The sequence below is a fragment of the Pseudomonas sp. B1(2018) genome (assembly GCF_003097365.1).
GTDB lineage: Bacteria > Pseudomonadota > Gammaproteobacteria > Pseudomonadales > Pseudomonadaceae > Aquipseudomonas > Aquipseudomonas laurylsulfatiphila.
On the sequence record NZ_PYUK01000027.1, the window covers coordinates 1 to 22,773 of the forward strand.

Here is a 22,773-nt window from a genome sequence, read left to right on the forward strand (position 1 = left end):
TCTGGTGGGGTATGAGTCCTGCCGCCGCCACAGGTAATTCATGACTCCTTTTATTTCCGTGTTTTTGCATCGTGCATCAGGGACTACTCATCCCCGGCGCCTGCATCAACCCCCGCAACGCCCCCGCCACCACCCCCAACGCAACCACACTGCCCAGCCAGATCAACACCAGCCACCCAAGGCGCTTGTACCAAGGCGCCGGTGCCAGTTCACGGGAATCAATGGTAGCCATCGCCAATCCTCACTTTGCCGCGGAACACGTAGTAGCTCCAGACCGTGTACATCAGGATGATCGGCAGGATGAACAGCGCCCCGATCAGGATGAACAACTGGCTGGTCGGTGGTGACGCCGCGGCCCACAGGCTGATCGACGGCGGCACGATGTTCGGCCAGATGCTGAACGCCAGACCTATGTACCCCAGGAACACCAGCATCAGGGTGAAGGCGAACGGCCAATGGGTGTGGCGTTGGCGCAGGGTCTTGAGCAAGCCGAACATCGCCAGCAAGGCCAGCACCGCCAGGCCTGCGAACACTGCCAGGTGCGCATGGGCAAACCAGCGGGTGGCGATGTCCGGATGCAGGATCGGCGTCCACACGCAGATCACGCCGATCACCGCCAACAGCAGCCAGGCCAGGGGCCGGGTGAACAGGCGCATCCGCGATTCGAGCATGCCTTCGGTCTTGACCAGCAACCAGGTGCTGCCGAGCAGCGCATAGGCGACGATCAGGCCGACTCCGCAGAACAACGGAAAGGGTGCCAGCCAGTCCAGCGAACCACCAGCGAACTGGCGGTCGACCACCGGGATGCCGGCAATGTAAGTGCCGATCACCACGCCCTGGGAGAAGGTCGCCAGCAGCGAGCCGCCGATGAACGCCATGTCCCAGACATGACGCTTTTCAGGGCTGGCCTTGAAGCGAAACTCGAACGCCACGCCACGGAAGATCAAGCCGCACAACATCAGGATCAACGGCAGGTACAGCGCTTCCAGAATCACCGAATAGGCCAGCGGGAACGCGCCGTACAGGGCCGCGCCGCCCAGCACCAGCCAGGTCTCGTTGCCGTCCCAGACCGGTGCCACGGTGTTCATCATCACATCGCGCTCCTTCGCATCCGGGATCAGCGGAAACAGAATGCCCAACCCCAGGTCGAAGCCGTCCATGATCACGTACATCATCACGCCAAAGGCGATGATCACGCCCCAGATCAGCGATAAATCGATACCTTGAATACCCATGACTCAACTCCCTTCCTTCAATTGACGCGGGCGTCGGTTTCGAGGATTTCGGCGTCGGCGGACAGCGGCCGGCGCGGTGTGATGACCTGATCGGAATGCCCCGCAGGCGCATGCTCGTGATGGGGTTTTGGCCCCTTGGCCACCAGTTTCATCATGTAGCCGATACCCACCGTGAAGACCGAGAAGTAGATCACCACGAACAGCGCCAACGAGAGGCTCAACTGCGTGACGCTGTGATTGGACGCGGCATTCACGGTACGTTGCAGGCCGTACACCACCCACGGCTGGCGCCCCACTTCCGTGGTGATCCAGCCGGCGAGCATGGCGATCAGGCCGCTCGGGCCCATCCACAGCATCAGGCGCAGGAACCAGCGGTTGCGGTAGATGGCACCGCTGCGACGCAGGACCAGGCCGAGCACACCGGCCAGCACCATCAACATGCCCAGCCCGGCCATGACGCGGAAGCTCCAGAAAATGATCGTCGCGTTGGGGCGATCCTCTTTCGGGAAGCTCTTGAGCGCCGGGATCTGCTTGTCGAGGCTGTGGGTCAGGATCAGGCTGCCCAGGTACGGAATCTCGATGGCGTACTTGGTTTTCTCAGCCTGCATGTCCGGGATGCCGAACAGCACCAGCGGCGTCGCTTCGCTACCGTTGTTTTCCCAGTGCCCTTCGATGGCCGCGATCTTCGCCGGTTGATGCTCCAGGGTATTCAAGCCATGGGCGTCACCGACCACGGCCTGGATCGGCGCGACGATCAAGGCCATCCACAGCGCCATCGACAGCATCTTGCGTACTTGTTTGGTGTCGTTGCCGCGCAGCAGGTGCCACGCCGCCGACGAGCCGACAAAGAACGCAGTGGCCACGAACGCGGCAATCGCCATGTGCGCCAGGCGGTACGGGAACGACGGGTTGAACACGATGGCCAGCCAGTCCAGCGGCATCACGCGACCGTCGACGATCTCGAAACCCTGTGGCGTCTGCATCCAGCTGTTGGAGGCGAGAATCCAGAAGGTCGAAATCAGCGTGCCGATGGCCACCATCACCGTCGAGAAGAAGTGCAAGCCGCGCCCTACCCGGTTCCAGCCGAACAGCATGACCCCGAGGAAACCGGCCTCGAGGAAGAACGCCGTGAGCACTTCATAGGTCAGCAACGGCCCGGTGATGCTGCCGGCGAAGTCGGAGAAGCGGCTCCAGTTGGTGCCGAACTCGTAGGCCATGACCAGCCCCGAGACCACGCCCATGCCGAAGTTGACGGCGAAGATCTTCGACCAGAAATGGTAGAGATCGCAGTAGGTGTCGTTGTGGGTCTTCAGCCACAGCCCTTCGAGCACCGCCAGGAAACTGGCCAGCCCGATGGTGATGGCGGGAAAGATGATGTGGAACGAAACCGTGAACGCGAATTGCATCCGCGCCAGGTCCAGTGCCTCCAGGTTAAACATGTCGAAATCCTCATTGCGGATTTAAAACTGTGGGAGCGAGCTTGCTCGCGATGAGGCCGGCACATTCAACATCAATGGCGCCTGGCACCCTGCAATCGCGAGCAAGCTCGCTCCCACAAAGTCTTGAGTGATCGGTACTACGCAGCGGAGGTCGAAATCAGGTTGCTGGCCCTGGCCTGCTCCAGCCGGATGGCGACGAACTTGGAAGTCGGGGTGAAGGTGCGGTCACCGTAACTTTCCAGCGGCACCAGCGGATTGGTCTCCGGGTAGTACGCCGCCGCCTGACCGGCCGGAATGTCGTAGGCAATCAGGGTGAAACCGCTGACCCGACGCTCGCGCTCGTCGTCCCACAGCGCCACCAGGTCGACCTTCTGCCCCGGTTCGAAACCCAGCCGGCGAATGTCCTGCTCGTTGGCGAACACCACGTCGCGCATGCCGTAGACCCCGCGATAACGGTCATCCAGGCCGTACAGCGTGGTGTTGTACTGATCGTGGGAACGCATGGTCTGCAGAATCAGGTGCGGCTTGACCGCCAGGTTGCGCACGCCCTCGCTGATCAGGTGCTCCGGCAACACGCTCGGAGTGAACTGGGCCTTGCCGCTGGCGGTTTTCCAGATGCGTTTGGCTGCGTCGTTGGGCATGTGGAAACCGCCCGGGTGCAGCAAGCGCCGGTTGAAGTCTTCGAAACCGGGAATGGTGTCGGCAATCATGTTGCGGATGCGACCGTAGTCGCCGATGGCCCAGTTCCAGTCGATCGGGTGCTTGCCCAGTGTCGCGGCAGCGATGCCGGCGATGATCGCCGGTTCCGACAGCAGGTGTTTCGACTTCGGTTTCAGTTGGCCATGGGAGATGTGGATCATGCTGAAAGTGTCTTCCACGGTCACGCCCTGCGGCCCTTCGGCCTGCATGTCGATGTCGGTGCGGCCCAGGCACGGCAGGATCAGCGCTTCCCGGCCGGTGACCAGATGGCTGCGGTTGAGCTTGGTGGCGATGTGCACGGTGAGGTCGCACTTGCGCAATGCGGCGTGGGTACGCGGCGTGTCGGGTGTGGCCTGGGCGAAGTTGCCGCCCAGGGCGATAAACACTTTCGAGCGCCCCTGCTCCATCGCGCCGATCGCCATCACGGTGTTGTGGCCATGCTCACGCGGCGGCTTGAAGGAGAAGCGTTTTTCCAGGGCATCGAGCAACTCGGTGGGCGCCAGTTCGTTGATGCCCATGGTGCGGTCGCCCTGCACGTTACTGTGACCGCGAACCGGGGACAGCCCCGCGCCGGGACGGCCGACGTTGCCGCGCAGCAGCATCAGATTGATGACTTCCTGCAGGGTCGGCACCGAGTGCGTGTGCTGGGTAAGGCCCATCGCCCAGCACATGATCACGCGCTTGGCCCGGGCGTACATGCGGGCGGCGAGCTCGATGTCAGCCAAGGACATGCCCGACTGCTGCTCGATGTGCTCCCAGCTGGTGGCGTCGACTTCGCCCAGGTAGGCGCCCATTCCCGAGGTGTGTTCGGCGATGAACGCATGGTCGAACACCGGCTCGCCACCGCTCACCTGTGCTTCGCGCTCCCACTGCAGCAGGAACTTGACCATGCCGCGCATCACCGCCATGTCGCCCCCCAGGGCCGGGCGGAAGTACGCGGTATTGGTCGGCTCGGAGCCATTCATGAGCATTTCGATCGGGTGCTGTGGATGCTGGAAACGCTCCAGCCCGCGCTCCTTGAGCGGGTTGATGCAGATCACCTGGGCACCGCGCTTGACCGCTTCGCGCAAGGGTTCGAGCATCCGCGGGTGGTTGGTGCCGGGGTTCTGGCCGATGACGAAGATCGCGTCGGCATGTTCCAGGTCGTCGAACACCACGGTGCCTTTGCCCACGCCGAGGCTTTCGATCATGCTGACCGCGCTGGCTTCGTGGCACATGTTGGAGCAGTCCGGAAAGTTGTTGGTGCCGTAGGCCCGCACAAACAACTGATAGAGGAACGCAGCCTCGTTGCTGGCCCGACCCGAGGTGTAGAACTCGGCCTGGTCCGGCGATTCCAGCGCATTGAGGTGCCGGGCGATCGTCGCGAAGGCCTCGTCCCAGGTGGTTTCCACGTAACGATCGGTGGCCGCGTCATAGCGCATCGGGTGGGTCAGGCGGCCCTGATACTCCAGCCAGTAATCACTCTGTTCGGCCAGCGCCGAGACACTGTATTTGTTGAAGAACGCCGGGTCGACCAGACGGCCCGTGGCTTCCCAGTTAACCGCCTTGGCGCCGTTTTCGCAGAACTTGACCATGCCGTTTTCCGGCGACTCGCCCCAGGCGCAACCGGGGCAGTCGAAGCCGCCGTTCTGGTTGGTCTTGAGCATGGCGCGAATGTTCTTCAGCGCGTTTTCACTGCCCAGCCAGTTCCGGGTAACAGCGATCAGTGCACCCCAACCGGCGGCGGCACCTTTGTAGGGTTTGTAGCGGTCGACTTGAGACATGGTACTTCTCCGTGACCTGATTCAGGCCATTGATCGTTTGACGGAGAAAAGCATATGAACAGGGATAAATTATTGTCTAATCGCTATTTACGACTACATTATCGAAACGCTCTATCACGAATTTAAATACTTATTTTTCAATAACTTGAAATCACTTACAGCCCTTGAAACCACAAGATAAAGTTCATCATCGACCCGCTCGATCACCCGGTTGTTAATAGTGATTGGACGCCCGTTAAAGTTGCTCTTAGCCTGCGCTCAACAGATCCGTTTACAGCGCAATACCTGTAGGAGCGAGCCTGCTCGCGATGGACTCAAGAGCACCGCGTTCAGTCAGCCAGCACGCGTAATCGTTAACGACCATCGCGAGCAGGCTCGCTCCTACACCTGTTCTCAACAGATCCGTTATCTGCGCAATACCTGTGGGAGCGAGCTTGCTCGCGATGGACTCAAGAGCACCACGTTCAGCCAGTAAGCACGCGTAATCGTTAACGACCATCGCGAGCAGGCTCGCTCCTACAAAGGCAAAACCCGATTAACGGAATGTCCATTCAACGCATGCAGTACCAAGCGAGGGTGTCATGTCAGAACGAGTCTTGATCGATGGCTTCTCCCGGCGCGTGGACTATCTGCGCATGTCGGTCACCGACCGCTGCGATTTCCGTTGCGTGTATTGCATGGCCGAGGACATGCAGTTTCTACCGCGCCAACGGGTACTGACCCTGGAAGAGATCTATCAAACGGCGCAAAGCTTCGTCGCCCTGGGCACCCGCAAGATCCGCCTGACCGGGGGCGAGCCGCTGATTCGTCCGGGCGTGGTGCAGTTGTGCGAGAAGATCGCCGCCCTGCCCGGCCTGCGTGAACTGTGCATGACCACCAACGGTTCGCAACTGGCCAGACTGGCCGGGCCGTTGTTCGAGGCCGGGGTCAAGCGCCTCAACATCAGCCTCGACTGCCTGGACCCGCAACGCTTTCGCGAACTGACCCGCACCGGTGACCTGGCGCAGGTCATCAAGGGCATCGACGCGGCCAACCAGGCGGGCTTTCGCAACACCAAGCTCAACTGCGTGGTGATGAAGGGCCGCAACGACCATGAGATCAATGATCTGGTGAGCTTCGCCATCGACCGTAACCTCGACATCTCCTTCATCGAGGAAATGCCGTTGGGCACCATAGACGAGCACAGCCGCGCCGAATCGTTTTTCGCCAGCGCCCAGGTCCGCGAACGCATCGCCGAACGCTACACTTTGATTGATTCCGCCGAATCGACCCAGGGTCCGTCGCGCTACTGGCGCCTGGCCGAGGCGCCGCAGATTCGCCTGGGGTTCATCTCGCCCCACAGCCACAACTTCTGCGGCACCTGCAATCGGGTGCGGCTGACCGTGGAAGGACGCCTGCTGCTGTGCCTGGGCAATGAGCACTCGGTGGATCTCAAGGCTGTCTTGCGCAGCCACCCCGGACAGCCCGAGCGCCTGGAAAAAGCCATTATCGAGGCGATGAAACTCAAGCCTTATCGACACAACTTCGAAGTGAACGACGATGTCCAGGTCATTCGCTTCATGAACATGACGGGCGGCTGAACCCCATGATCGTGAGACCCAAACCCAACCTGATCGGCGTGCTGACGTCCCTCAAGGGTTCGATTGCCAAGCGCATTGCCTGGCGCAGCCTGATGGTGACATTGCTCGCCTCGGCCATCGTGCTCATCGAAACCTTGCACCCCAGCTACTTTTCCAAGGTCAGCGCAACGCCCTTCACACTGCTGGGTTTGTCATTGTCGATCTTCATGAGCTTTCGCAACAACGCCTGCTACGACCGCTGGTATGAAGCGCGCAAGGCGTGGGGCGAGGTGATAGTCGAAGTCCGCTCGATGATTCGTGAAACCCTGGTGATCAAGGACACGAATGAGCGGCATACGATCCTCAGCAATCTGTGCGGCTTCGCCCATGCCCTCAACGCGCGGCTGCGCCGGGAAAACGAACTGGCCGCCAGTGGCGACTGGCTGCACCCGATGCCCAAGGGCGACACCACGGACATCAGCGGGCAGATCCTGATGCAGGTCGGTCAGCAGTGCTCGACACTCAACGAGTCCGGTGCGATCAACGACTGGCGCTACACGCTCATGGCCAACCACCTGGCCGGCCTGACCCACGCCCAGGCGGTCTGTGAGCGGATCAAGCACACCCCGCTGCCGTTTCCCTACACCCTGTTGCTGCACCGCACCATCTACCTGTTCTGCATCCTCCTGCCGTTTGCCATGGCCGAACCCCTGGGCTGGCTGACACCGATTTTCACCGCGATTGTCAGCTACACCTTTTTTGGCCTGGACGCGATTGCCGACGAACTGGAAGACCCCTTCGGCCGCGACGAAAACGACCTGCCCACCGACGCCATCGTGCGCAACATCGAGCGCGATGTGCTGGCGGCACTGGGCGTGACGGAGTTGCCGCCGCAGCTGGAACCGGTGGATTTCGTGCTGAACTGAAACTAAAGAAACACACAGAGCCTGTGGGAGCGAGCTTGCTCGCGATAGCGGTGGGTCAGGCAACATCTCTGTTGAATGTGCCGCCCCCTTCGCGAGCAAGCCCGCTCCCACAAGGGATTGTGGTCGGTCGTGGGATTAGCGTTCACTGAAGATCAAAACTGTGGGAGCGAGCTTGCTCGCGATAGCGGTGGGTCAGGCAACATCTCTATTGAATGTGCCAACCCCTTCGCGGGCAAGCCCGCTCCCACAGGGATTGTGGCCGGCCGTGGGATTGGCGTTCACTGAAGATCAAAACTGTGGGAGCGGGCTTGCTCGCGAAGGCGTCAGGTCAGGCAACATCTCTGTTGAATGGGCCGGCTTCTTCGCGAGCAAACCCGCTCCCACAGAGTCAGTGTCAGAACAGTTCGCTGAAGGGTATAAACCGCGCTGTATCACCCTCGCCCAGCGTGCAACCTTCCGGCACTTCCACCAGTCCATCGGCCCAGGATGCCCCCAGCAAAACACCTGAGCTCTGGTTCGGATACAACACCGCTCGACCGTCTTCGAGTTTCGCCCGCAGGTACTCGCGGCGGCTCCCGGGTTTGGGCCAGGCAAAGCCGACACTGACCGGGAAGCTCAACGGCTCGACCTCTTCCACGCCCTGAATCCGCAACAGATAAGCCCGGGCCAACAGGCCGAAAGTGACCAATGCCGATGTCGGATTACCCGGCAGGCCAATCACCGGCACGCGGCCGAAGTGGCCCACGGTCAATGGCTTGCCGGGTTTGATCGAGAGTTTCCACAGCAGCGGCTTGCCGCACTCGCGCAGCACCTGGCCGAGGCAGTCGGCGTCACCGGCAGACACACCGCCCGTGCTGAGCATCAGGTCTGCCGTGTGTTGCAGCTGTTCGAGCTTGAGCCGCGTCTGGCGTGGCTCGTCGGGAAGAATGCCAGCATCGATGACCTCGCAACCCAGCGCACTCAACCAATGGCTCAACAATGTACGGTTGCTGTTGTAGATGCTGCCGGGCTTGAGGGGATTGCCCGGTTCGACCAGTTCATCGCCGGTGGACAGCAACGCCACCCGTGGTCGGCGCACCACCTGTACATGGGTGCAGCCCTGCGCCGCCGCGACCGCCAGTTCGAACGGACCGAGGCGCTTGCCAGCACGCAGCAGCACATCGCCGACGCGGTTCTCCTGGCCTTGCGGGCGGATGTTGCTGCCGGCGCTCAGGGGCTGCTTGAAGCGGATACGTCCGTCATCCAGTACCTGTGTGTTCTCCTGCATCTCCACGCAATCGGCACCCGGCGGAACCGGTGCGCCGGTGAAAATGCGCGCGCAGGTGCCCGGTGCCAGGGCTTCGGGGGCCTGACCGGCAAACACCTGCTGCGACACAGCCAGCGGTGCCCCGTCCCAACCCTCGACATTCAGGGCATAGCCGTCCATGGCGCTGTTGGGCCACGGCGGCAGATCCAGGGTCGCCAGCAGGTCATTGGCCAATACCCGTTGCCGCGCGGCACTGAGCGGCACGGCTTCGCTGTCTTCAATCCACTGCGCCTCGGCCATTGTCAGTAAACGGTCGATGGCATCCTCTACCGGCATCAAGGGTGAAGCGCTCATCCGCGCGTCCCGCAGGCTTGCACAGGCTTGAGGTGCGGTACGAAATTGCACGGCCGGTGGCGCGCGTCGAGTTGTTCCGCGAGGATGCCTTCCCACGCGGTGCGGCAGGCGCCCGTGGAGCCCGGCAGGCAGCAGACCAGTGTGCCATTGGCCAGCCCGGCCAGTGCCCGGCTCTGCACCGTCGAGGTGCCGATGTCGAGGATCGAAATCGCCCGGAACAGCTCACCGAAGCCGTCGATCTGCTTATCCAGCAAGCAAGCCACTGCCTCGGGGGTGCTGTCGCGGCCGGTGAACCCGGTGCCGCCAGTGATCAGCACCACCTGGATGCCGTCGTCGGCGATCCAGTTCGCCACCTGCGCGCGAATCTTGTACAGGTCATCCTTGAGCAGGTTGCGCTCGCTGAGGGTATGGCCGGCTTCCAGCAATCGACTGACGAGTAATTGGCCGGAGGTGTCATTGGCATATTCGCGGGTATCGCTGACCGTCAGCACGGCAATATTCAAAGGTATAAACAAGGCATCCGGTTTGACGCTCATGGGGTTCTCCGGCAGGCATGAATTAGATAGCTAAGTTAGATGACCTCCGGAGACTAATTCTATAAATCAAGCCGTGTCTAATCACTCTAACCAACCAGACTATCGAGGCGCTCTATCAATATAAAAAGACCGGAAAAAAGCATCAGTGATAGAGCCCATCGATAACCCCTTAAACAACAGTGATTGGACGCATACCAAAGACAATGAGATCGTCCGCACCTCACGTTTGCGCCTCACCTTGTGTCTTGCACACCTGAGTCAATACTTACCCCCTCACTCCCCCGCCAGCAGGTGCCGTCATGGACATCAAACAACTCAAGTTCCTGATCGCCCTGGAGCAGACCCGCCACTTCGGCCAGGCGGCCGCGCGCTGCCACATCACCCAGCCCACGCTGTCGATGCGCCTGCGCAACCTGGAGGATGAACTGGACCTGGTGCTGGTCACCCGGGGCCAGCGCTTCGAAGGCTTTACCGAGGCCGGCGAGCGTGTACTGGCCTGGGCCAGGACCCTGCTGGCTGCCCACGACGGGCTGTTCGCCGAGGCCGCCGCGTGCCGGGGCCAGCTCGTGGGGAACCTGCGCCTGGGGCTGGTGCCGCTCAGCAGCTTCAACCCGGTCACCTACATCCAGGGCCTGTCCCGCAGCTTTCCCGAGCTCAAGTACAGCCTGTCGTCCCTGAGTTCCGACCAGATCATCGAGGGCCTGGGTAACAATCAGCTGGACCTGGGCGTGTGCTACCTCGACCACGTCAACCCGAACTATTTCGAGTTTTTCGAGATCGGCGAAACCCGCGTCGGCCTGCTGTACGACACCCGCCACTTCCATTTCGACGGCACGCAAATGAGCTGGGAGGACGCCGCCGAACTGCCGCTGGGGATGCTCAGCAACGGCATGCACTACCGCAAATCCATCGACCTGAGCTTTCGCAGCCGCGGACTGGATCCGCAGCCGATCCTCGAAAGCGATTCGACCTACCAGTTGCTGCAGGCGATCCACGAAGGTTTCTGCTGCGCGATCATGCCGCTGGACAGTGGCCTGGAAGAGCCCATCGAACACCTGTCGTTCATCGAATTGCCCGATGCCAGCGTGCTCGCGCCCCTGGGCCTGGTGATGCGCAAGACCGAGCCACGTTCGGCGATTGCCGAGAAGTGTTTCGCCGAAGCACGAACCCTGTTCAGCCGGAGCGACTGATCAAGTTTCGGTTTTATATAAAACTGCACCGGGCATGTTTGCCCGGCGTGATAGACATCACCAATCGGTGCATCGGAACAAGCGATTGGACGCTTTGATAAGTTACCCGTAGCCTGAACTTAATTCAGCGCTTCGAGGTTCTTTTCATGTTGTGCAAAGTTGAACAAGCCGATGATCGAAGCGACACTAACGCACCCGCCCCCAAACCCTTGAGTGTGAACTTTCGCGAATACGACAACGGCGCATCAGTCTGTCAGGCGGCGCTGGCCGCAGAGATCGCATTGGCAATCACCTACAACGGTTTGAGCCAGGCCGTGATGATGGTGTCGCCGGGCAATCTCGAAGATTTCATCCGCGGTTTCAGCGTCAGCAACGACATCGTTGAGGACCAGAATGAAATCTACGACCTGCGCCTGACCCACTTCAACCAGGCCGTTCAGGCCGACGTGCAGATCTCCAGCCGCGCGTTCTGGGCGCTGAAGAACCATCGTCGGCAAATGACGGGTACCAGTGGCTGCGGACTGTGCGGCGTGGAAGCGCTGGAACAGGCCCTGCCGAAACTGGAGATTCTCGAGCCGGTTGCCCTGCCGCCCGCCGAGCACTTCATCGACATCCGCCAGCGCATCGAACAGGCCCAGCAAATGGCCCGGAGCAGCGGCGCGCTGCACGCGGCACTGTACTTCGACAGCGCAGGCAACGCGCTGATCTGCCGCGAAGACATTGGCCGCCACAACGCGCTGGACAAGTTGATCGGTGCGCTGCAACACGCCGGCATCGACAGCCGCAGCGGCTTCACCGTGGTCACCAGCCGTTGCAGCCTGGAGCTGATCCACAAGGCCGTCAGGGCCCGGCTCGGCACGCTCGTCAGCCTGTCGGCGCCCACCGCCCTGACCGTGCAATGGGCGATCAAGCATCGCCTCAACCTGATTCACGTCCCCCACCGCAACGCGCCACGCATTTACAGCCCGGCATGATGCCTTCACCTGATCACCGCGCCGGCCAGCGCAGGAACCTCCCATGACAGACATTTCAAATGCATCGCCCAACGGCCTGACCCACCTCGACAACCAGGGTCGCGCCAACATGGTCGATGTCAGCGAAAAACCCCCGACGCAACGTGAAGCACAGGCCCAGGCCTGGGTGCGGATGCGCCCGGAAACCCTGAAGCTGATTCAAAGCGACGGCCACCCCAAAGGCGACGTCTTTGCCGTGGCGCGGATCGCCGGAATCATGGCGGCGAAAAAGACCCATGAGCTGATCCCGCTGTGCCACACCCTGCTGCTCAGCTCGATCCATGTCGAACTCAAGGCCTGCACACCGGACAGCGTGAAAATCCTCGGCACCTGCCGCGTCGAGGGCCAGACCGGGGTCGAGCTCGAAGCCCTGACCGCCGTCAGTGTGGCGGCCCTGACCCTCTACGACATGTGCAAGGCCGTGGACCGGGGCATGGTCATCGATGACATCCGCCTGCTCAGTAAACAGGGTGGCCGCTCAGGTCATTTCAAGTTCGAGGACGCACAATGATCCTGATCAATTACTTCGCCCGTTACCGCGAGCAGCTCAACCTGGGCGGTGAAAAACTGCCCCTGACCGACAGCCTCAGGACCATCGAAGACGTGCGCCGCTTGCTGATGGCTCGCGGCGAGCTGTGGCGCCAGGTGCTCGGTGAAAACAACCTGATGTGTGCGCTGAACCAGGAGCTGTGCCATCCGGACCGGGTGATCGAGGACTTTGACGAGATCGCCTTTTTTCCACCGGTCACCGGGGGCTGAGGCATGACGGTTCGGGTCCAGCGTGAAGTGTTCGACGTCGGCCGGCTGATCGCCAGCCTGCAGGCCAACGATCCGGGCGTGGGGGCCGTGGTCAACTTCGTCGGCTATGTGCGTGACATCAATCAGGGTGAGGCGGTCGCCGGGTTGTTTCTGGAGCACTACCCGGGCATGACCGAACGCTCGCTGCAAAAGATCATCGACAACGCCCGGGCCCGATGGCCCCTGCGGGCCGTGGAGGTCGTGCATCGGATCGGCCCGTTGTCGATCAGCGAGCCGATCGTGTTTGTCGGCGTCAGCAGCCCGCATCGCCAGGCCGCTTTCGAGGCCTGTGCGTTCATCATGGACTACCTGAAAACCGACGCGCCGTTCTGGAAGCGCGAAGACGTGGCGGGCGGCGCACGCTGGGTCGATGCGCGGGACAGCGACCGATCCGCTGTCGAGCGCTGGGCAGATACGCCACAAGTGGCGGCTATGCAACGCGTTCCGGCATAGCTACAGTCACGGGCTCAACGTTTCCCTGCACAAGGAACCCGCGCTTGAGCCCCACGCCCTCTCCGATCACGCAACAGGCTGTGCCCCAGCCCCGGACCATCAGCCTGCGCGAAGCCTTCCTGTTCTGGCTCAAGCTTGGTTTCATCAGTTTCGGCGGACCGGCCGGGCAGATCTCGATCATGCATCAGGAACTAGTCGAACGCCGGCGCTGGATCTCCGAGCGACGCTTTCTGCACGCCCTCAACTACTGCATGTTGCTGCCCGGCCCCGAGGCTCAGCAGTTGGCAACCTACATCGGCTGGTTGATGCACCGGACCTGGGGCGGCGTGATCGCCGGCGTGCTGTTTGTGTTGCCGTCGTTGTTCGTCCTGATTGCCCTGTCCTGGGTGTACATCGCCTTTGGCGAGGTGCCCGTGGTCGCCGGACTGTTTTACGGGATCAAGCCGGCGGTCACGGCCATCGTGGTGCAGGCGGCTCACCGGATCGGCTCGCGGGCGCTGAAGAATGGCTGGTTATGGGGCATCGCCGCCGCATCCTTCGTGGCGATCTTCGTGATCAACCTGCCGTTTCCGTTGATCGTGCTCGGCGCGGCGGTCATCGGTTACTTCGGCGGGCGACTGGCACCGGAAAAATTCAGGACCGGTGGCCACAGCGCAGCGAAACACTCCTACGGCCCCGCGGTGATCGACGATGACACCCCGTCCCCTGAACATGCCCGCTTCAGTGGTTTGAAGCTGGCGTACCTGGCGGTGATCGGTGCGATCTTGTGGACGCTGCCCATGGCCACGCTCACCGCCCTGTTCGGCTGGGAAGGCACGCTGACCCAGATGGCCTGGTTCTTCACCAAGGCGGCGCTGCTGACCTTTGGCGGTGCCTATGCGGTGCTGCCGTATGTGTACCAGGGCGCGGTCGGTCACTACGGATGGCTGACGCCGACGCAGATGATCGACGGCCTGGCGCTCGGCGAAACCACTCCAGGCCCGTTGATCATGGTCGTCGCCTTCGTCGGCTTCATCGGTGCCTATGTGCAGCAGGTCTTCGGCCCGGATCAAGCCTTTGTCGCCGGTGCCGTGGCCGCCACGCTGGTGACCTGGTTCACCTTCCTGCCTTCGTTCCTGTTCATCCTCGCTGGCGGGCCATTGGTGGAGTCGACGCACAACGAACTCACCTTCACCGCGCCGCTGACGGCCATTACGGCCGCCGTGGTGGGCGTGATTCTCAATCTGGCGTGCTTCTTTGCCTATCACGTGCTGTGGCCCAAAGGCTTCGAAGGACGACTGGACTGGCCTTCGCTGCTGATCGCCATCGTGGCGGGCATTGCCTTGCTGCGGTTCAAGCGCGGAGTGATCGAGGTGTTGATCGGCTGCGGGTTGATCGGGCTGGTGGTGCACCTGATGTTCTGAATCAAACATTTACACGCGCCCCAATCCTCCCTAGTATCCAGCCATCCCCGGATGGCTTGTACTACTCGCCACCGACGATTTCCGCCGCCGGAAACCTGCGCCATGCGTACTTTGCCGTCACTGCTGAACATTTCGATCCAGGCCACCTCGCTGCTGGCCGCGGACGGCATTGCATGAAGCGCATCGTCAACCTGCCCATGGCCCTGCGCCGTTCCAAGTTGCGTCACTCCGCACGTCCGCCGGATAGCGCCCGGCTCGCCTGATCGGCGAGCGCCCTCCTTCGCTATCCCTACATTTGCTCAGCGTATGCAATACCTGTGGGAGCTGGCTTGCCAGCGAAAGCGGTGTACCTGCCAACAACCATGGCGGCTGACATTACGCCTTCGCTGGCAAGCCAGCTCCCACAGGTTGCGCACTTCGACTGGCTGGCATTGGGTTCTCCCAAATTTGCGTGGACACCGACATGACTCAACGTTGCAATTCCTACTACACCGCCACCCTCAACCAGGACACCGATTACCCGACGCTGCAAGGCCGGCACAAGGTTGACGTGGTGATCATCGGCGGCGGATTCACCGGCGTGGCCACCGCCGTCGAGCTGGCGGAAAAAGGCCTGAAGGTCGCGATCGTCGAAAGCCACAAGATCGGCTGGGGCGCCACCGGGCGCAATGGCGGCCAGGTCACCGGCAGCCTGTCGGGCGATGAAGCCATGCGCAAACAGATGCGCCGCTCCATCGGCGATGAAGTCGACGATTTCATCTGGAACCTGCGCTGGCGCGGGCATCAGATCATCAAGCAGCGCGTGGAAAAATACGGCATCGCCTGCGACCTCAAGCACGGCCACCTGCACGCCGCGTACAAACCCGCGCACATGGACGGCTTGCGCAAGGATTACGACGAGGCGGTGCTCCGTGGCATGGGTGATGAAGTCAGCCTGCTCGACCGCAGCCAGGTGCGCGACCTGCTGCAAAGCGACCTCTACCACGGCGCGATCAAGAACACCCGCAACATGCACCTGCACCCATTGAACCTGTGCATCGGCGAGGCCCGCGCCGCCGAAAGCCTGGGTGCGTTGATCTTCGAAAACAGCGAAGTGCTGGAGATCATCCACGGCGATGGCCTTCACAAGAGCCCTGGCGTACGCACCGCCCACGGGCACATCGACGCCAACCAGGTGCTGCTGGCCGGCGACGTCTACCACAAGCTGGAACCGGGCAAGCTCAAGGGCAAGATTTTCCCGGCCATGGGCGGCATCGTCACCACCGCGCCGCTGGGCGATCTGGCCAGGCAGATCAACCCCGAAGACCTGGCGGTCTACGACTGCCGCTTCGTGCTCGATTACTACCGCCTCACCGCTGACGGTCGCCTGTTGTTCGGTGGTGGCGCCAACTACAGCGGCAAGGATTCACGCGACATCGCCGCCGAGCTGCGCCCGTGCATCGAGCAGACCTTCCCGGCGCTCAAAGGCGTGGCCATCGATTATCAGTGGAGCTGCGCGATGGGCATCGTGATCAACCGCATTCCGCAACTGGGCAAGCTGTCGGACAACGTCTGGTATTGCCAGGGCTACTCCGGCCACGGCATCGCCACCACCCACATCATGGGTGAAATCATGGGCCGCGCGATCACAGGACAAATGGAGCAGTTCGACACCTTCGCCGCCTGCCAGCACATCCGCGTGCCCATGGGCGACCTGTTGGGCAACCCGATGCTGGCTGCCGGGATGTGGTACTACCAGATGCTTGAGCGATTGCGCTGAGGTTATTGGCCAGAACATTCAACATGGATGTTGTTTGTACCGGCCTCTTCGCGAGCAAGCCCGCTCCCACAGGGATTTATGTCGACCACAAATTTTGAGGCTGACAAATAACCCTTGTGGGAGCGGGCTTGCTCGCGAAGAGGCCGGCACATTCAACACACCTGCCAGCAAAAAATGCTCAAGCCTGCACCACCTCAATCCCCAACGCCCGATAATCCTCGACATTGCCAGACGCCACATGCCGTTCGGTGATCAGCGTGTGCACACGGTTGCAAGGCGCGACGACAAAGGGCTCCACCGCGCCCAGCTTATCGGCGGTGGTGACGGCAATCACATGGGACGCACAATCGAGCATCGCCTGCTTCACCGGCACTTCATCAAAGTGCAGTGAGCTCAAGCCCACCTGCGGGTGAATCGCGCAGACCCCGGTAAACAGCAGATCGGCCTTGATGCCCGTCAGCAGCCGCAGGGTTTCGTGGCCGCTGGCCGACATCGTCGCCGGGTTCAGCTGGCCGCCGGCCAGGATCACCTTGATGCCTTTGTATTCGGACAGGGTAATGGCCGTCATCGGCGATGCGGTGATCGCGGTGATGGCGATCTCCGCCGGCAGCGAACGCGCGATCTGCAAGGTGGTGGTGCCCGAATCGAACACCACGATCTGACCGTCCTGCACCCGTCGCGCAGCCAGTTGCGCCAGATGGGTCTTCACCTCATCGGTTTCGCTGATCCGGGTGAAATAGTCCTTGCCCGTGTCTTTGGGCCGCGGCAACGCCCCGCCGTGCACCCGCTGCACCAGGCCGGCACTGGCCAGTTCCGCCAGATCGCGGCGGATGGTGTCTTCGGACACCGCGAAATGCTGGCTCAATTCCGAGGCCATGACCTTGCCGTCGCGTTCGAGGATCAACAGGATTTTTTGCCGGCGCACTGACGGCATTTCGGCAGCCGAATGGTTGTCTTGCATGTTTTTGCCCGTTTATGCGTGTAACTGCGTGTTGCACGAGAGTATCCGCAACCCCCGGCAAAAACAACGAACCGGCCCGATATCATTTTTTTCGATCTTTCAAATCATTACAGCGAATTTTTTATTTTCCCGTGAGCTGTTCAAGATGGCGCCGTCACTCATGTCCTGGATGGAAACCTCATGAATATCAATTTTGCCTTTGCCTGCATGATCGTGGTCTCGTTCACCATTGCGCTGGTACACGCCTGACCGACAGGTCGTGAGGCGTCAAGATGTGCAAGGTCGCGGTAAAAGCCTGACAGATCAGGAAAATGCTCTATAACCAGTGGTGACACGATTTCCGATGATGGGGAACTGGAAGGCTCCCTCGGAAGTTGATCTCTTAAAAAGTTGCGGACAATTGAGTGCCCGCCTGGAGACGCCACGATGAAACCCCTGAAAATAGCCGCCAGCGATGGCGCCGCCGCAAGCTTCAAGAACGCTCGGGAAGTGGTAGCGCTCAGCCAGACCGATTTCACCAACGTCGCCGTGGCGGTGGTGTCTGTGAATGACGTCATGGCCGGCGCCCTGGGTGCCATTCAGCGCACCGGTTTCGACATTCCGATATTCCTGGTGGCCTCGCCGGATTCAGCCAACCGTCCCCGGGAAGTCTATAAGCACCTGACGGACGTGCTGCTGCAGGTGAACGGCATTTTCGATCTCACCCGCGCCAACGCCGAGTACCATGGCAACCAACTGGAAACAGCGGCCCGAGCCTATGAAGACAGCCTGCTGCCACCCTTCTTCGACTCACTGAAGAAGTACACCGAAGCGGCCAACGCGACCTTTGCCTGCCCCGGTCACCAGGGCGGCCAGTTCTTTCGCAAGCACCCGGCCGGCCGACAGTTTTTCGACTTCTTCGGCGAGACGCTGTTTCGCGCCGACATGTGCAACGCCGACGTCAAGCTCGGTGACCTGCTGATCCACGAAGGCCCGGCGCTGCTGGCGCAGAAGCACGCCGCGCAAGTGTTCAACGCCGACAAGACCTACTTCGTGCTCAACGGCACCTCGGCGTCGAACAAGGTGGTGACCAACGCCCTGCTGACCCCGGGCGACCTGGTGCTGTTCGACCGCAACAACCACAAGTCCAACCACCAGGGCGCGCTGCTGCAGGCCGGGGCCACGCCGGTGTATCTGGAAACCGCGCGCAACCCCTACGGCTTCATCGGCGGCATCGATGCCCACTGCTTCGAAGAAGACTACCTGCGCGAGCTGATTGCCGAAGTCGCCCCGGACAAGGCCCAGTTGCCACGGCCGTTCCGCCTGGCGATCATCCAGTTGGGCACCTATGACGGCACCGTGTACAACGCCCGGCAAGTGGTCGACCGCATCGGCAAGCTGTGTGACTACATCCTGTTCGACTCGGCGTGGGTCGGCTACGAGCAGTTCATCCCGATGATGAAAGACTGCTCGCCGCTGTTGCTCGACCTTGACGAAAACGACCCGGGCATCTTCGTCACCCAATCGGTGCACAAACAGCAGGCCGGTTTTTCCCAGGCCTCCCAGGTGCACAAGAAAGACCGGCACATCAAGGGCCAGGCCCGCTATTGCAACCACCACCGGCTCAACAACGCCTTCATGGCCCAGGCCTCCACCAGCCCGTTCTACCCGCTGTTCGCCTCGCTGGATGTGAATGCGCGCATCCACTCCGGCCGCAGCGGCCTGCGCCTGTGGGAAGACTGCGTGAAGTTCGGCATCGAAGCGCGCAAGCTGATTCTCGAAGCCTGCACCATGGTCCGCCCGTTCGTGCCGGACACCATCGAAGGGCGCGCCTGGGAAGACTACCCAACGGAAGACATCGCCAACGACATCCGCTTCTTCGAGTTCCATCCCAAGGACCGCTGGCATGCTTTTGCCGGCTACGCCGAGAAGCAGTACTTCATCGACCCGTGCAAATTGCTGTTCACCACACCGGGCATCGACCCGGTGGACGGCAGCTACACCGACTTCGGCATTCACGCCGGCATCCTCGCCAACTTCCTGCGCGAGAACGGCATCGTCCCGGAAAAATGCGACCTCAACTCGATCCTGTTCCTGCTCACCCCGGCCGAAGACTGGGCGAAGATGACCCACCTGGCCGCCCAGATCGCCCGTTTCGAACGCTTCATCAGCGACGACGCACCGATGAGCCGGGTGCTACCAGCCATCTACGCGCAGCATCAGGAGCGCTATCGCAACTACACCATTCGCCAACTCTGCCAGGAAATGCACGACCTGTACCGCCACCACAACGTGCAGCAACTGCAGAAGGACATGTTCCGCAAGGAACACTTCCCGAAAAAGGCCATGAACCCGCAGCAAGCGCAAATCGAGTACATCCGCGGCAACGTCGAACTGGTGGCGCTGGCCGATGCCGACGGGCGTATCGCCGCTGAAGGTGCGCTGCCCTATCCACCGGGCGTGCTCTGCGTGGTGCCGGGTGAAATCTGGGGGGGCGCGGTGCTGAAATACTTCCTGGCGCTGGAGGAAGGCATCAACCGCTTGCCCGGCTTCACGCCGGAGTTGCAAGGGGTGTACCTGAAGCAGGAAGGCGGTCGTACCCGGGCGTATGGGTATGTGATCAAGGCTTGATGGCATGCGGCAGGAGCTGGCGTGGGCCGGCTCCTGCTCAATGCATCGTTCTAGAATTTTTCCGCAATGTACTTGAACGGATAGTTCGGATCCCGATAGTTGCCGGGACTTTGGCGCTTGGGCAGTTTCACCTTCGCCCGCGGTACTTCCTCATAAGGAATGCTGCTCAGCACATCGCTGATGATGTTCAGTCGCGCCCGTCGCTTGTCATTCGAGTTGGCGACCCGCCAAGGGGCGAACTCGGTGTCGGTGGCCTCGAACATGTCGTCCCGGGCACGGGAGTAGTCGTACCAGCGGTTATAGGACTTGAGGTCCATCGGCGACAGCTTCCAGATCTTGCGCCCGTCGGTGATGCGCGCCTTGAGGCGTCGGGTCTGCTCCTCCGGGCTCACTTCAAGCCAGTATTTGATCAGGATGATGCCCGACTCGACCAGTGCATGCTCGACTCGCGGCGCCACGGTGAGAAATGAGCGCACCTGCTCTTCGCTGCAAAACCCCATGACCCGCTCGACACCGGCGCGGTTGTACCAGCTGCGATCGAAGATCACCACTTCACCGGCCGCCGGCATGTGCGGCAGATAGCGTTGCACATACATCTGGCTTTTTTCCCGATCGGTCGGTGCTGGCAACGCGATCACCCGGAACACCCGCGGACTGACCCGTTCGGTCAGTGCCTTGATGGTCCCGCCCTTGCCGGCGCCATCACGGCCCTCGAAGACGATGCAGACCTTGGCGCCTGAGTGCTGTACCCACTCCTGCAGCTTGACCATCTCGACATGCAGCCGTGCCAGCTCCTCGAGATACACCTTGTTCTTGAGCTTGCCGCTTTCAACCGGTTTGCTCTTCGTTGCAGCCTTCTTCTTTGCCATGCCCGTTACCTCCTTCAATGCGTCACACAGCGCCCGGGATGCGCCCGGCCGCGCTCATTCAGCGTCGACTGCGCTGGTAATGTTCAACCGCCTGTTCCAGGTTCAGGAACAGGCGTGCCTCGCCCAACGTATGGCCCAGGGGTGCCTTGATGATCATGTCCCATACGCTGGGGCTCATGCCCACCAGCCACAGTGAAATGCCTTTCTCGCTCATGCGCTGCTCGGCGCTGGTGAGCATTTTCAGGGCCGTGTATTCCAGGTCGAACACGCTACGCAGGTCCAGGACCACGACCCTGGGGGTCGCCGCATCGATCAGCGGCCGGATTTTCTCGGCGATGCGCTCGGCATTGGCGAAGAACACCCGCCCCTCGGGCCTGAGCAACAGCAGCCCGTCAAACTGTTCGTCATCTGCGTTATCGGTGGCCTGCGGGCGATAGACGTTGGTGCCGGGCTTGCGTGCCAGTACATGCACGGGCGGGTCCGAGACCTGATAGGCCAGGGCCAGCAACGAGACGATGATCGCCACGACGATCCCTTGCAGCGTGCCCAGCAGCATCACGCCGATCATCGCCACCACGGCCCAGGCGAATTCGGTACGGCGAACCGACAGGATCTCGCGAAACTCCGCCGGCTCGATCAAGCCTATCGAATACACGATCACCACGGCGGCGAGCGTGGCATTGGGCATCAGCCCGATGAGCGGCGCCAGCAGCAGGCAAGTGCCCAATGCCAGTGCAGCGGTAATCAGTGCGGACAGTTGCGAGCGGGCGCCGGCCAGGCGGTTGACCGCCGTTTGCGTGGTCCCGCCACCCGCGACCATGGCCCCGAGAAACGCACCGCCTATGTTGGCAACGCCAGTGGCCAGCAGCTCCCGGTTCGGTTGTGGCGCAGGCTCGTCACTGCGGGCGAACGCGCGTCCCGCGGCGATGGTTTCGGTGAAACTCATCAGCGCGATACCCATCGCCGAAGGCCACAGGGTTTCGGCCAACGACCATAGCGGCAGGGTCGGCGCGGGCAATCCGATCGGCACCACGCCGACGGCGGACACACCAAGACTCTCAAGGCCAAGCAGGCGCATGCCGAGGATGCCCAGCGCCACCGCAATCAAGGGTGCGGGCAGGCGCGGTGTAAAGCGCTTCATGCCGACCAGCAGCAAGACCATGAATACCCCGACCGCCACGGTCGGCAGCGAGGCATGCGGGATGCTCTGAACCGTGGCCACCAGGTTGTGCAGGAAGCCGCCTTTGTCGATGTGGGTGCCCAGCAGCTTGGGTAACTGGTCGAGCACGATGACGACGCCTATGCCGGCCTTGAACCCCACCAGCACCGGTTCGGAAATGAAATTGGCGACGAAACCCAGGCGCAGCAACCCCGCGACGATCAGGATCGCGCCGACCATCAGGGCCAGCGTGGCGGAGCCCGCCAGCAGGGTTGCCGCATCGCCATCGGGGCTGATCTGGCCCAGCGCGGAACCGGCGAGAATGGCCAGGGTGGTCGTGGTGCTGACACTGAGCGGACGCGACGTGCCGAGCACGGCATAGATCACCATCGGTACCAGTACCGTGTACAGCCCGACCTGCACCGGCAGGCCGGCAATCGTGGCGTACGCCAGCGCCTTGGGAATGACCACGGCCGCTGCCGTCAGCCCGGCGACCACATCGCCCCGCAGCCAGTCCGGGCGATAGCTGTCGAGCCACTCCGGGATCAACAGGCTGCGCAAGGTACCCCGCTGTAGAGCGCCAGGGTTCCGCGCTTGCGGATCGCTGCCTAGTTGATTCATCAGTCACTCCAGTCGCAAATCGTCCGTGCGGATGATGAGTGGGCTCAACTGACCGCACAATCCGTTAACTGCACGCGTAACCACTGCAAACCTTCATCGGCATCGAAGTGCGCGTGCCCGCAACCAATCCACGCGGGCTCGACTACAAATGTAGCCGGTTTGCACCGCCACGCCGCCACT

At 61.7% G+C, this 22,773-nt stretch carries 19 protein-coding genes; 10 read left to right on the plus strand and 9 right to left on the minus strand.

Going from position 1 to position 22,773, the window contains the following annotated elements; genetic code table 11:
* Nucleotides 1-76 precede the first annotated feature (76 nt).
* The 4 genes from C9422_RS29210 to C9422_RS29225 form a co-directional block, all read right to left on the minus strand.
* Nucleotides 77-232, minus strand: a complete 156-nt coding sequence (locus tag C9422_RS29210; protein WP_116583025.1) for a DUF2474 domain-containing protein — start codon at nucleotides 230-232, stop codon at nucleotides 77-79.
* Complete coding sequence (gene cydB, locus C9422_RS29215) at nucleotides 219-1,235, minus strand: cytochrome d ubiquinol oxidase subunit II (RefSeq protein ID WP_116583026.1); 1,017 nt, start codon at nucleotides 1,233-1,235, stop codon at nucleotides 219-221. The genes C9422_RS29210 and cydB overlap by 14 nt, the downstream gene beginning before the upstream one ends.
* 17 nt (nucleotides 1,236-1,252) lie before the next feature.
* Nucleotides 1,253-2,674 carry a cytochrome ubiquinol oxidase subunit I gene (locus C9422_RS29220; protein ID WP_116583027.1) on the minus strand — a complete coding sequence of 474 codons (1,422 nt, stop codon included), beginning with the start codon at nucleotides 2,672-2,674 and terminating at the stop codon, nucleotides 1,253-1,255.
* A gap of 137 nt (nucleotides 2,675-2,811) precedes the next feature.
* A complete protein-coding gene (locus C9422_RS29225) occupies nucleotides 2,812-5,136 on the minus strand; it encodes an FdhF/YdeP family oxidoreductase (RefSeq protein ID WP_116583028.1) in 2,325 nt (774 codons plus the stop codon).
* Nucleotides 5,137-5,717: 581 nt separating this feature from the next.
* Here C9422_RS29225 and moaA point away from each other — a divergent pair.
* Entirely contained in the window at nucleotides 5,718-6,716 is a 999-nt protein-coding gene (moaA, locus tag C9422_RS29235; protein WP_015095534.1) for a GTP 3',8-cyclase MoaA, read from the plus strand.
* A 5-nt stretch (nucleotides 6,717-6,721) separates the two neighbouring features.
* The gene (locus C9422_RS29240) at nucleotides 6,722-7,621 is read left to right on the plus strand and encodes a bestrophin family protein (RefSeq protein WP_116583030.1); all 900 of its coding nucleotides are present in this window, start codon (nucleotides 6,722-6,724) and stop codon (nucleotides 7,619-7,621) included.
* A 394-nt stretch (nucleotides 7,622-8,015) separates the two neighbouring features.
* Here the strand turns inward: C9422_RS29240 and glp are convergent, their stop codons facing one another.
* On the minus strand, nucleotides 8,016-9,221 hold the full coding sequence (gene glp / locus C9422_RS29260) for a gephyrin-like molybdotransferase Glp (protein WP_116583031.1): 1,206 nt from the start codon (nucleotides 9,219-9,221) through the stop codon (nucleotides 8,016-8,018).
* Entirely contained in the window at nucleotides 9,218-9,757 is a 540-nt protein-coding gene (gene moaB / locus C9422_RS29265; protein WP_007976036.1) for a molybdenum cofactor biosynthesis protein B, read from the minus strand. The genes glp and moaB overlap by 4 nt, the downstream gene beginning before the upstream one ends.
* A 299-nt stretch (nucleotides 9,758-10,056) precedes the next feature.
* Here moaB and C9422_RS29270 point away from each other — a divergent pair, with 299 nt between their 5' ends.
* The 7 genes from C9422_RS29270 to C9422_RS29300 all read left to right on the plus strand — a co-directional run bounded on the left by C9422_RS29270 (nucleotide 10,057) and on the right by C9422_RS29300 (nucleotide 16,373).
* Entirely contained in the window at nucleotides 10,057-10,947 is an 891-nt protein-coding gene (locus C9422_RS29270; RefSeq protein WP_116583032.1) for a LysR family transcriptional regulator, read from the plus strand.
* Nucleotides 10,948-11,093: 146 nt separating this feature from the next.
* Nucleotides 11,094-11,921, plus strand: coding sequence for a formate dehydrogenase accessory sulfurtransferase FdhD (gene fdhD, locus C9422_RS29275; protein ID WP_116583033.1), 828 nt, complete (start codon nucleotides 11,094-11,096; stop codon nucleotides 11,919-11,921).
* A gap of 43 nt (nucleotides 11,922-11,964) precedes the next feature.
* Nucleotides 11,965-12,471, plus strand: coding sequence for a cyclic pyranopterin monophosphate synthase MoaC (gene moaC, locus C9422_RS29280; protein ID WP_116583034.1), 507 nt, complete (start codon nucleotides 11,965-11,967; stop codon nucleotides 12,469-12,471).
* The gene (gene moaD / locus C9422_RS29285; protein ID WP_095967284.1) at nucleotides 12,468-12,719 is read left to right on the plus strand and encodes a molybdopterin converting factor subunit 1; all 252 of its coding nucleotides are present in this window, start codon (nucleotides 12,468-12,470) and stop codon (nucleotides 12,717-12,719) included. The genes moaC and moaD overlap by 4 nt, the downstream gene beginning before the upstream one ends.
* A 3-nt stretch (nucleotides 12,720-12,722) precedes the next feature.
* Nucleotides 12,723-13,211 (plus strand): molybdopterin synthase catalytic subunit MoaE, encoded by a 489-nt coding sequence (gene moaE, locus C9422_RS29290; RefSeq protein ID WP_116583035.1) that lies wholly within the window; start codon nucleotides 12,723-12,725, stop codon nucleotides 13,209-13,211.
* A gap of 44 nt (nucleotides 13,212-13,255) precedes the next feature.
* The gene (gene chrA, locus C9422_RS29295) at nucleotides 13,256-14,614 is read left to right on the plus strand and encodes a chromate efflux transporter (RefSeq protein ID WP_116583036.1); all 1,359 of its coding nucleotides are present in this window, start codon (nucleotides 13,256-13,258) and stop codon (nucleotides 14,612-14,614) included.
* 463 nt (nucleotides 14,615-15,077) lie between these two features.
* Nucleotides 15,078-16,373: an FAD-binding oxidoreductase gene (locus C9422_RS29300; RefSeq protein WP_116583037.1), complete on the plus strand. Its 1,296-nt coding sequence runs from the start codon at nucleotides 15,078-15,080 to the stop codon at nucleotides 16,371-16,373.
* A 178-nt stretch (nucleotides 16,374-16,551) separates the two neighbouring features.
* Here C9422_RS29300 and C9422_RS29305 read toward each other — a convergent pair whose 3' ends face one another.
* Complete coding sequence (locus C9422_RS29305) at nucleotides 16,552-17,334, minus strand: DeoR/GlpR family DNA-binding transcription regulator (protein WP_116583038.1); 783 nt, start codon at nucleotides 17,332-17,334, stop codon at nucleotides 16,552-16,554.
* A 426-nt stretch (nucleotides 17,335-17,760) separates the two neighbouring features.
* On the opposite strand from C9422_RS29305, the gene speF reads away from it, so the two are divergent.
* Complete coding sequence (gene speF / locus C9422_RS29310) at nucleotides 17,761-19,944, plus strand: ornithine decarboxylase SpeF (protein WP_116583039.1); 2,184 nt, start codon at nucleotides 17,761-17,763, stop codon at nucleotides 19,942-19,944.
* A 50-nt stretch (nucleotides 19,945-19,994) separates the two neighbouring features.
* Here speF and ppk2 read toward each other — a convergent pair whose 3' ends face one another.
* Both ppk2 and C9422_RS29320 read right to left on the minus strand, forming a co-directional pair.
* Nucleotides 19,995-20,813, minus strand: coding sequence for a polyphosphate kinase 2 (gene ppk2, locus C9422_RS29315; protein WP_116583040.1), 819 nt, complete (start codon nucleotides 20,811-20,813; stop codon nucleotides 19,995-19,997).
* Nucleotides 20,814-20,871: 58 nt separating this feature from the next.
* A complete protein-coding gene (locus C9422_RS29320; protein WP_116583041.1) occupies nucleotides 20,872-22,593 on the minus strand; it encodes a SulP family inorganic anion transporter in 1,722 nt (573 codons plus the stop codon).
* Between the last annotated feature and the right edge of the window lie 180 nt (nucleotides 22,594-22,773).

What these genes read in the sequence shown, in the direction of transcription:
- C9422_RS29300 (WP_116583037.1), top strand. Translation starts at nt 15,078, where the DNA reads ATGACTCAACGTTGCAATTCCTACTACACCGCCACCCTCAACCAGGAC.
- moaD (WP_095967284.1), top strand. Translation starts at nt 12,468, where the DNA reads ATGATCCTGATCAATTACTTCGCCCGTTACCGCGAGCAGCTCAACCTG.
- C9422_RS29225 (WP_116583028.1), bottom strand. Translation starts at nt 5,136, where the DNA reads ATGTCTCAAGTCGACCGCTACAAACCCTACAAAGGTGCCGCCGCCGGT.
- moaE (WP_116583035.1), top strand. Translation starts at nt 12,723, where the DNA reads ATGACGGTTCGGGTCCAGCGTGAAGTGTTCGACGTCGGCCGGCTGATC.
- cydB (WP_116583026.1), bottom strand. Translation starts at nt 1,235, where the DNA reads ATGGGTATTCAAGGTATCGATTTATCGCTGATCTGGGGCGTGATCATC.
- C9422_RS29270 (WP_116583032.1), top strand. Translation starts at nt 10,057, where the DNA reads ATGGACATCAAACAACTCAAGTTCCTGATCGCCCTGGAGCAGACCCGC.
- moaB (WP_007976036.1), bottom strand. Translation starts at nt 9,757, where the DNA reads ATGAGCGTCAAACCGGATGCCTTGTTTATACCTTTGAATATTGCCGTG.
- glp (WP_116583031.1), bottom strand. Translation starts at nt 9,221, where the DNA reads ATGAGCGCTTCACCCTTGATGCCGGTAGAGGATGCCATCGACCGTTTA.
- C9422_RS29210 (WP_116583025.1), bottom strand. Translation starts at nt 232, where the DNA reads ATGGCTACCATTGATTCCCGTGAACTGGCACCGGCGCCTTGGTACAAG.
- speF (WP_116583039.1), top strand. Translation starts at nt 17,761, where the DNA reads ATGAAACCCCTGAAAATAGCCGCCAGCGATGGCGCCGCCGCAAGCTTC.
- moaC (WP_116583034.1), top strand. Translation starts at nt 11,965, where the DNA reads ATGACAGACATTTCAAATGCATCGCCCAACGGCCTGACCCACCTCGAC.
- C9422_RS29240 (WP_116583030.1), top strand. Translation starts at nt 6,722, where the DNA reads ATGATCGTGAGACCCAAACCCAACCTGATCGGCGTGCTGACGTCCCTC.
- C9422_RS29220 (WP_116583027.1), bottom strand. Translation starts at nt 2,674, where the DNA reads ATGTTTAACCTGGAGGCACTGGACCTGGCGCGGATGCAATTCGCGTTC.
- fdhD (WP_116583033.1), top strand. Translation starts at nt 11,094, where the DNA reads ATGTTGTGCAAAGTTGAACAAGCCGATGATCGAAGCGACACTAACGCA.
- C9422_RS29320 (WP_116583041.1), bottom strand. Translation starts at nt 22,593, where the DNA reads ATGAATCAACTAGGCAGCGATCCGCAAGCGCGGAACCCTGGCGCTCTA.
- moaA (WP_015095534.1), top strand. Translation starts at nt 5,718, where the DNA reads ATGTCAGAACGAGTCTTGATCGATGGCTTCTCCCGGCGCGTGGACTAT.
- C9422_RS29305 (WP_116583038.1), bottom strand. Translation starts at nt 17,334, where the DNA reads ATGCAAGACAACCATTCGGCTGCCGAAATGCCGTCAGTGCGCCGGCAA.
- ppk2 (WP_116583040.1), bottom strand. Translation starts at nt 20,813, where the DNA reads ATGGCAAAGAAGAAGGCTGCAACGAAGAGCAAACCGGTTGAAAGCGGC.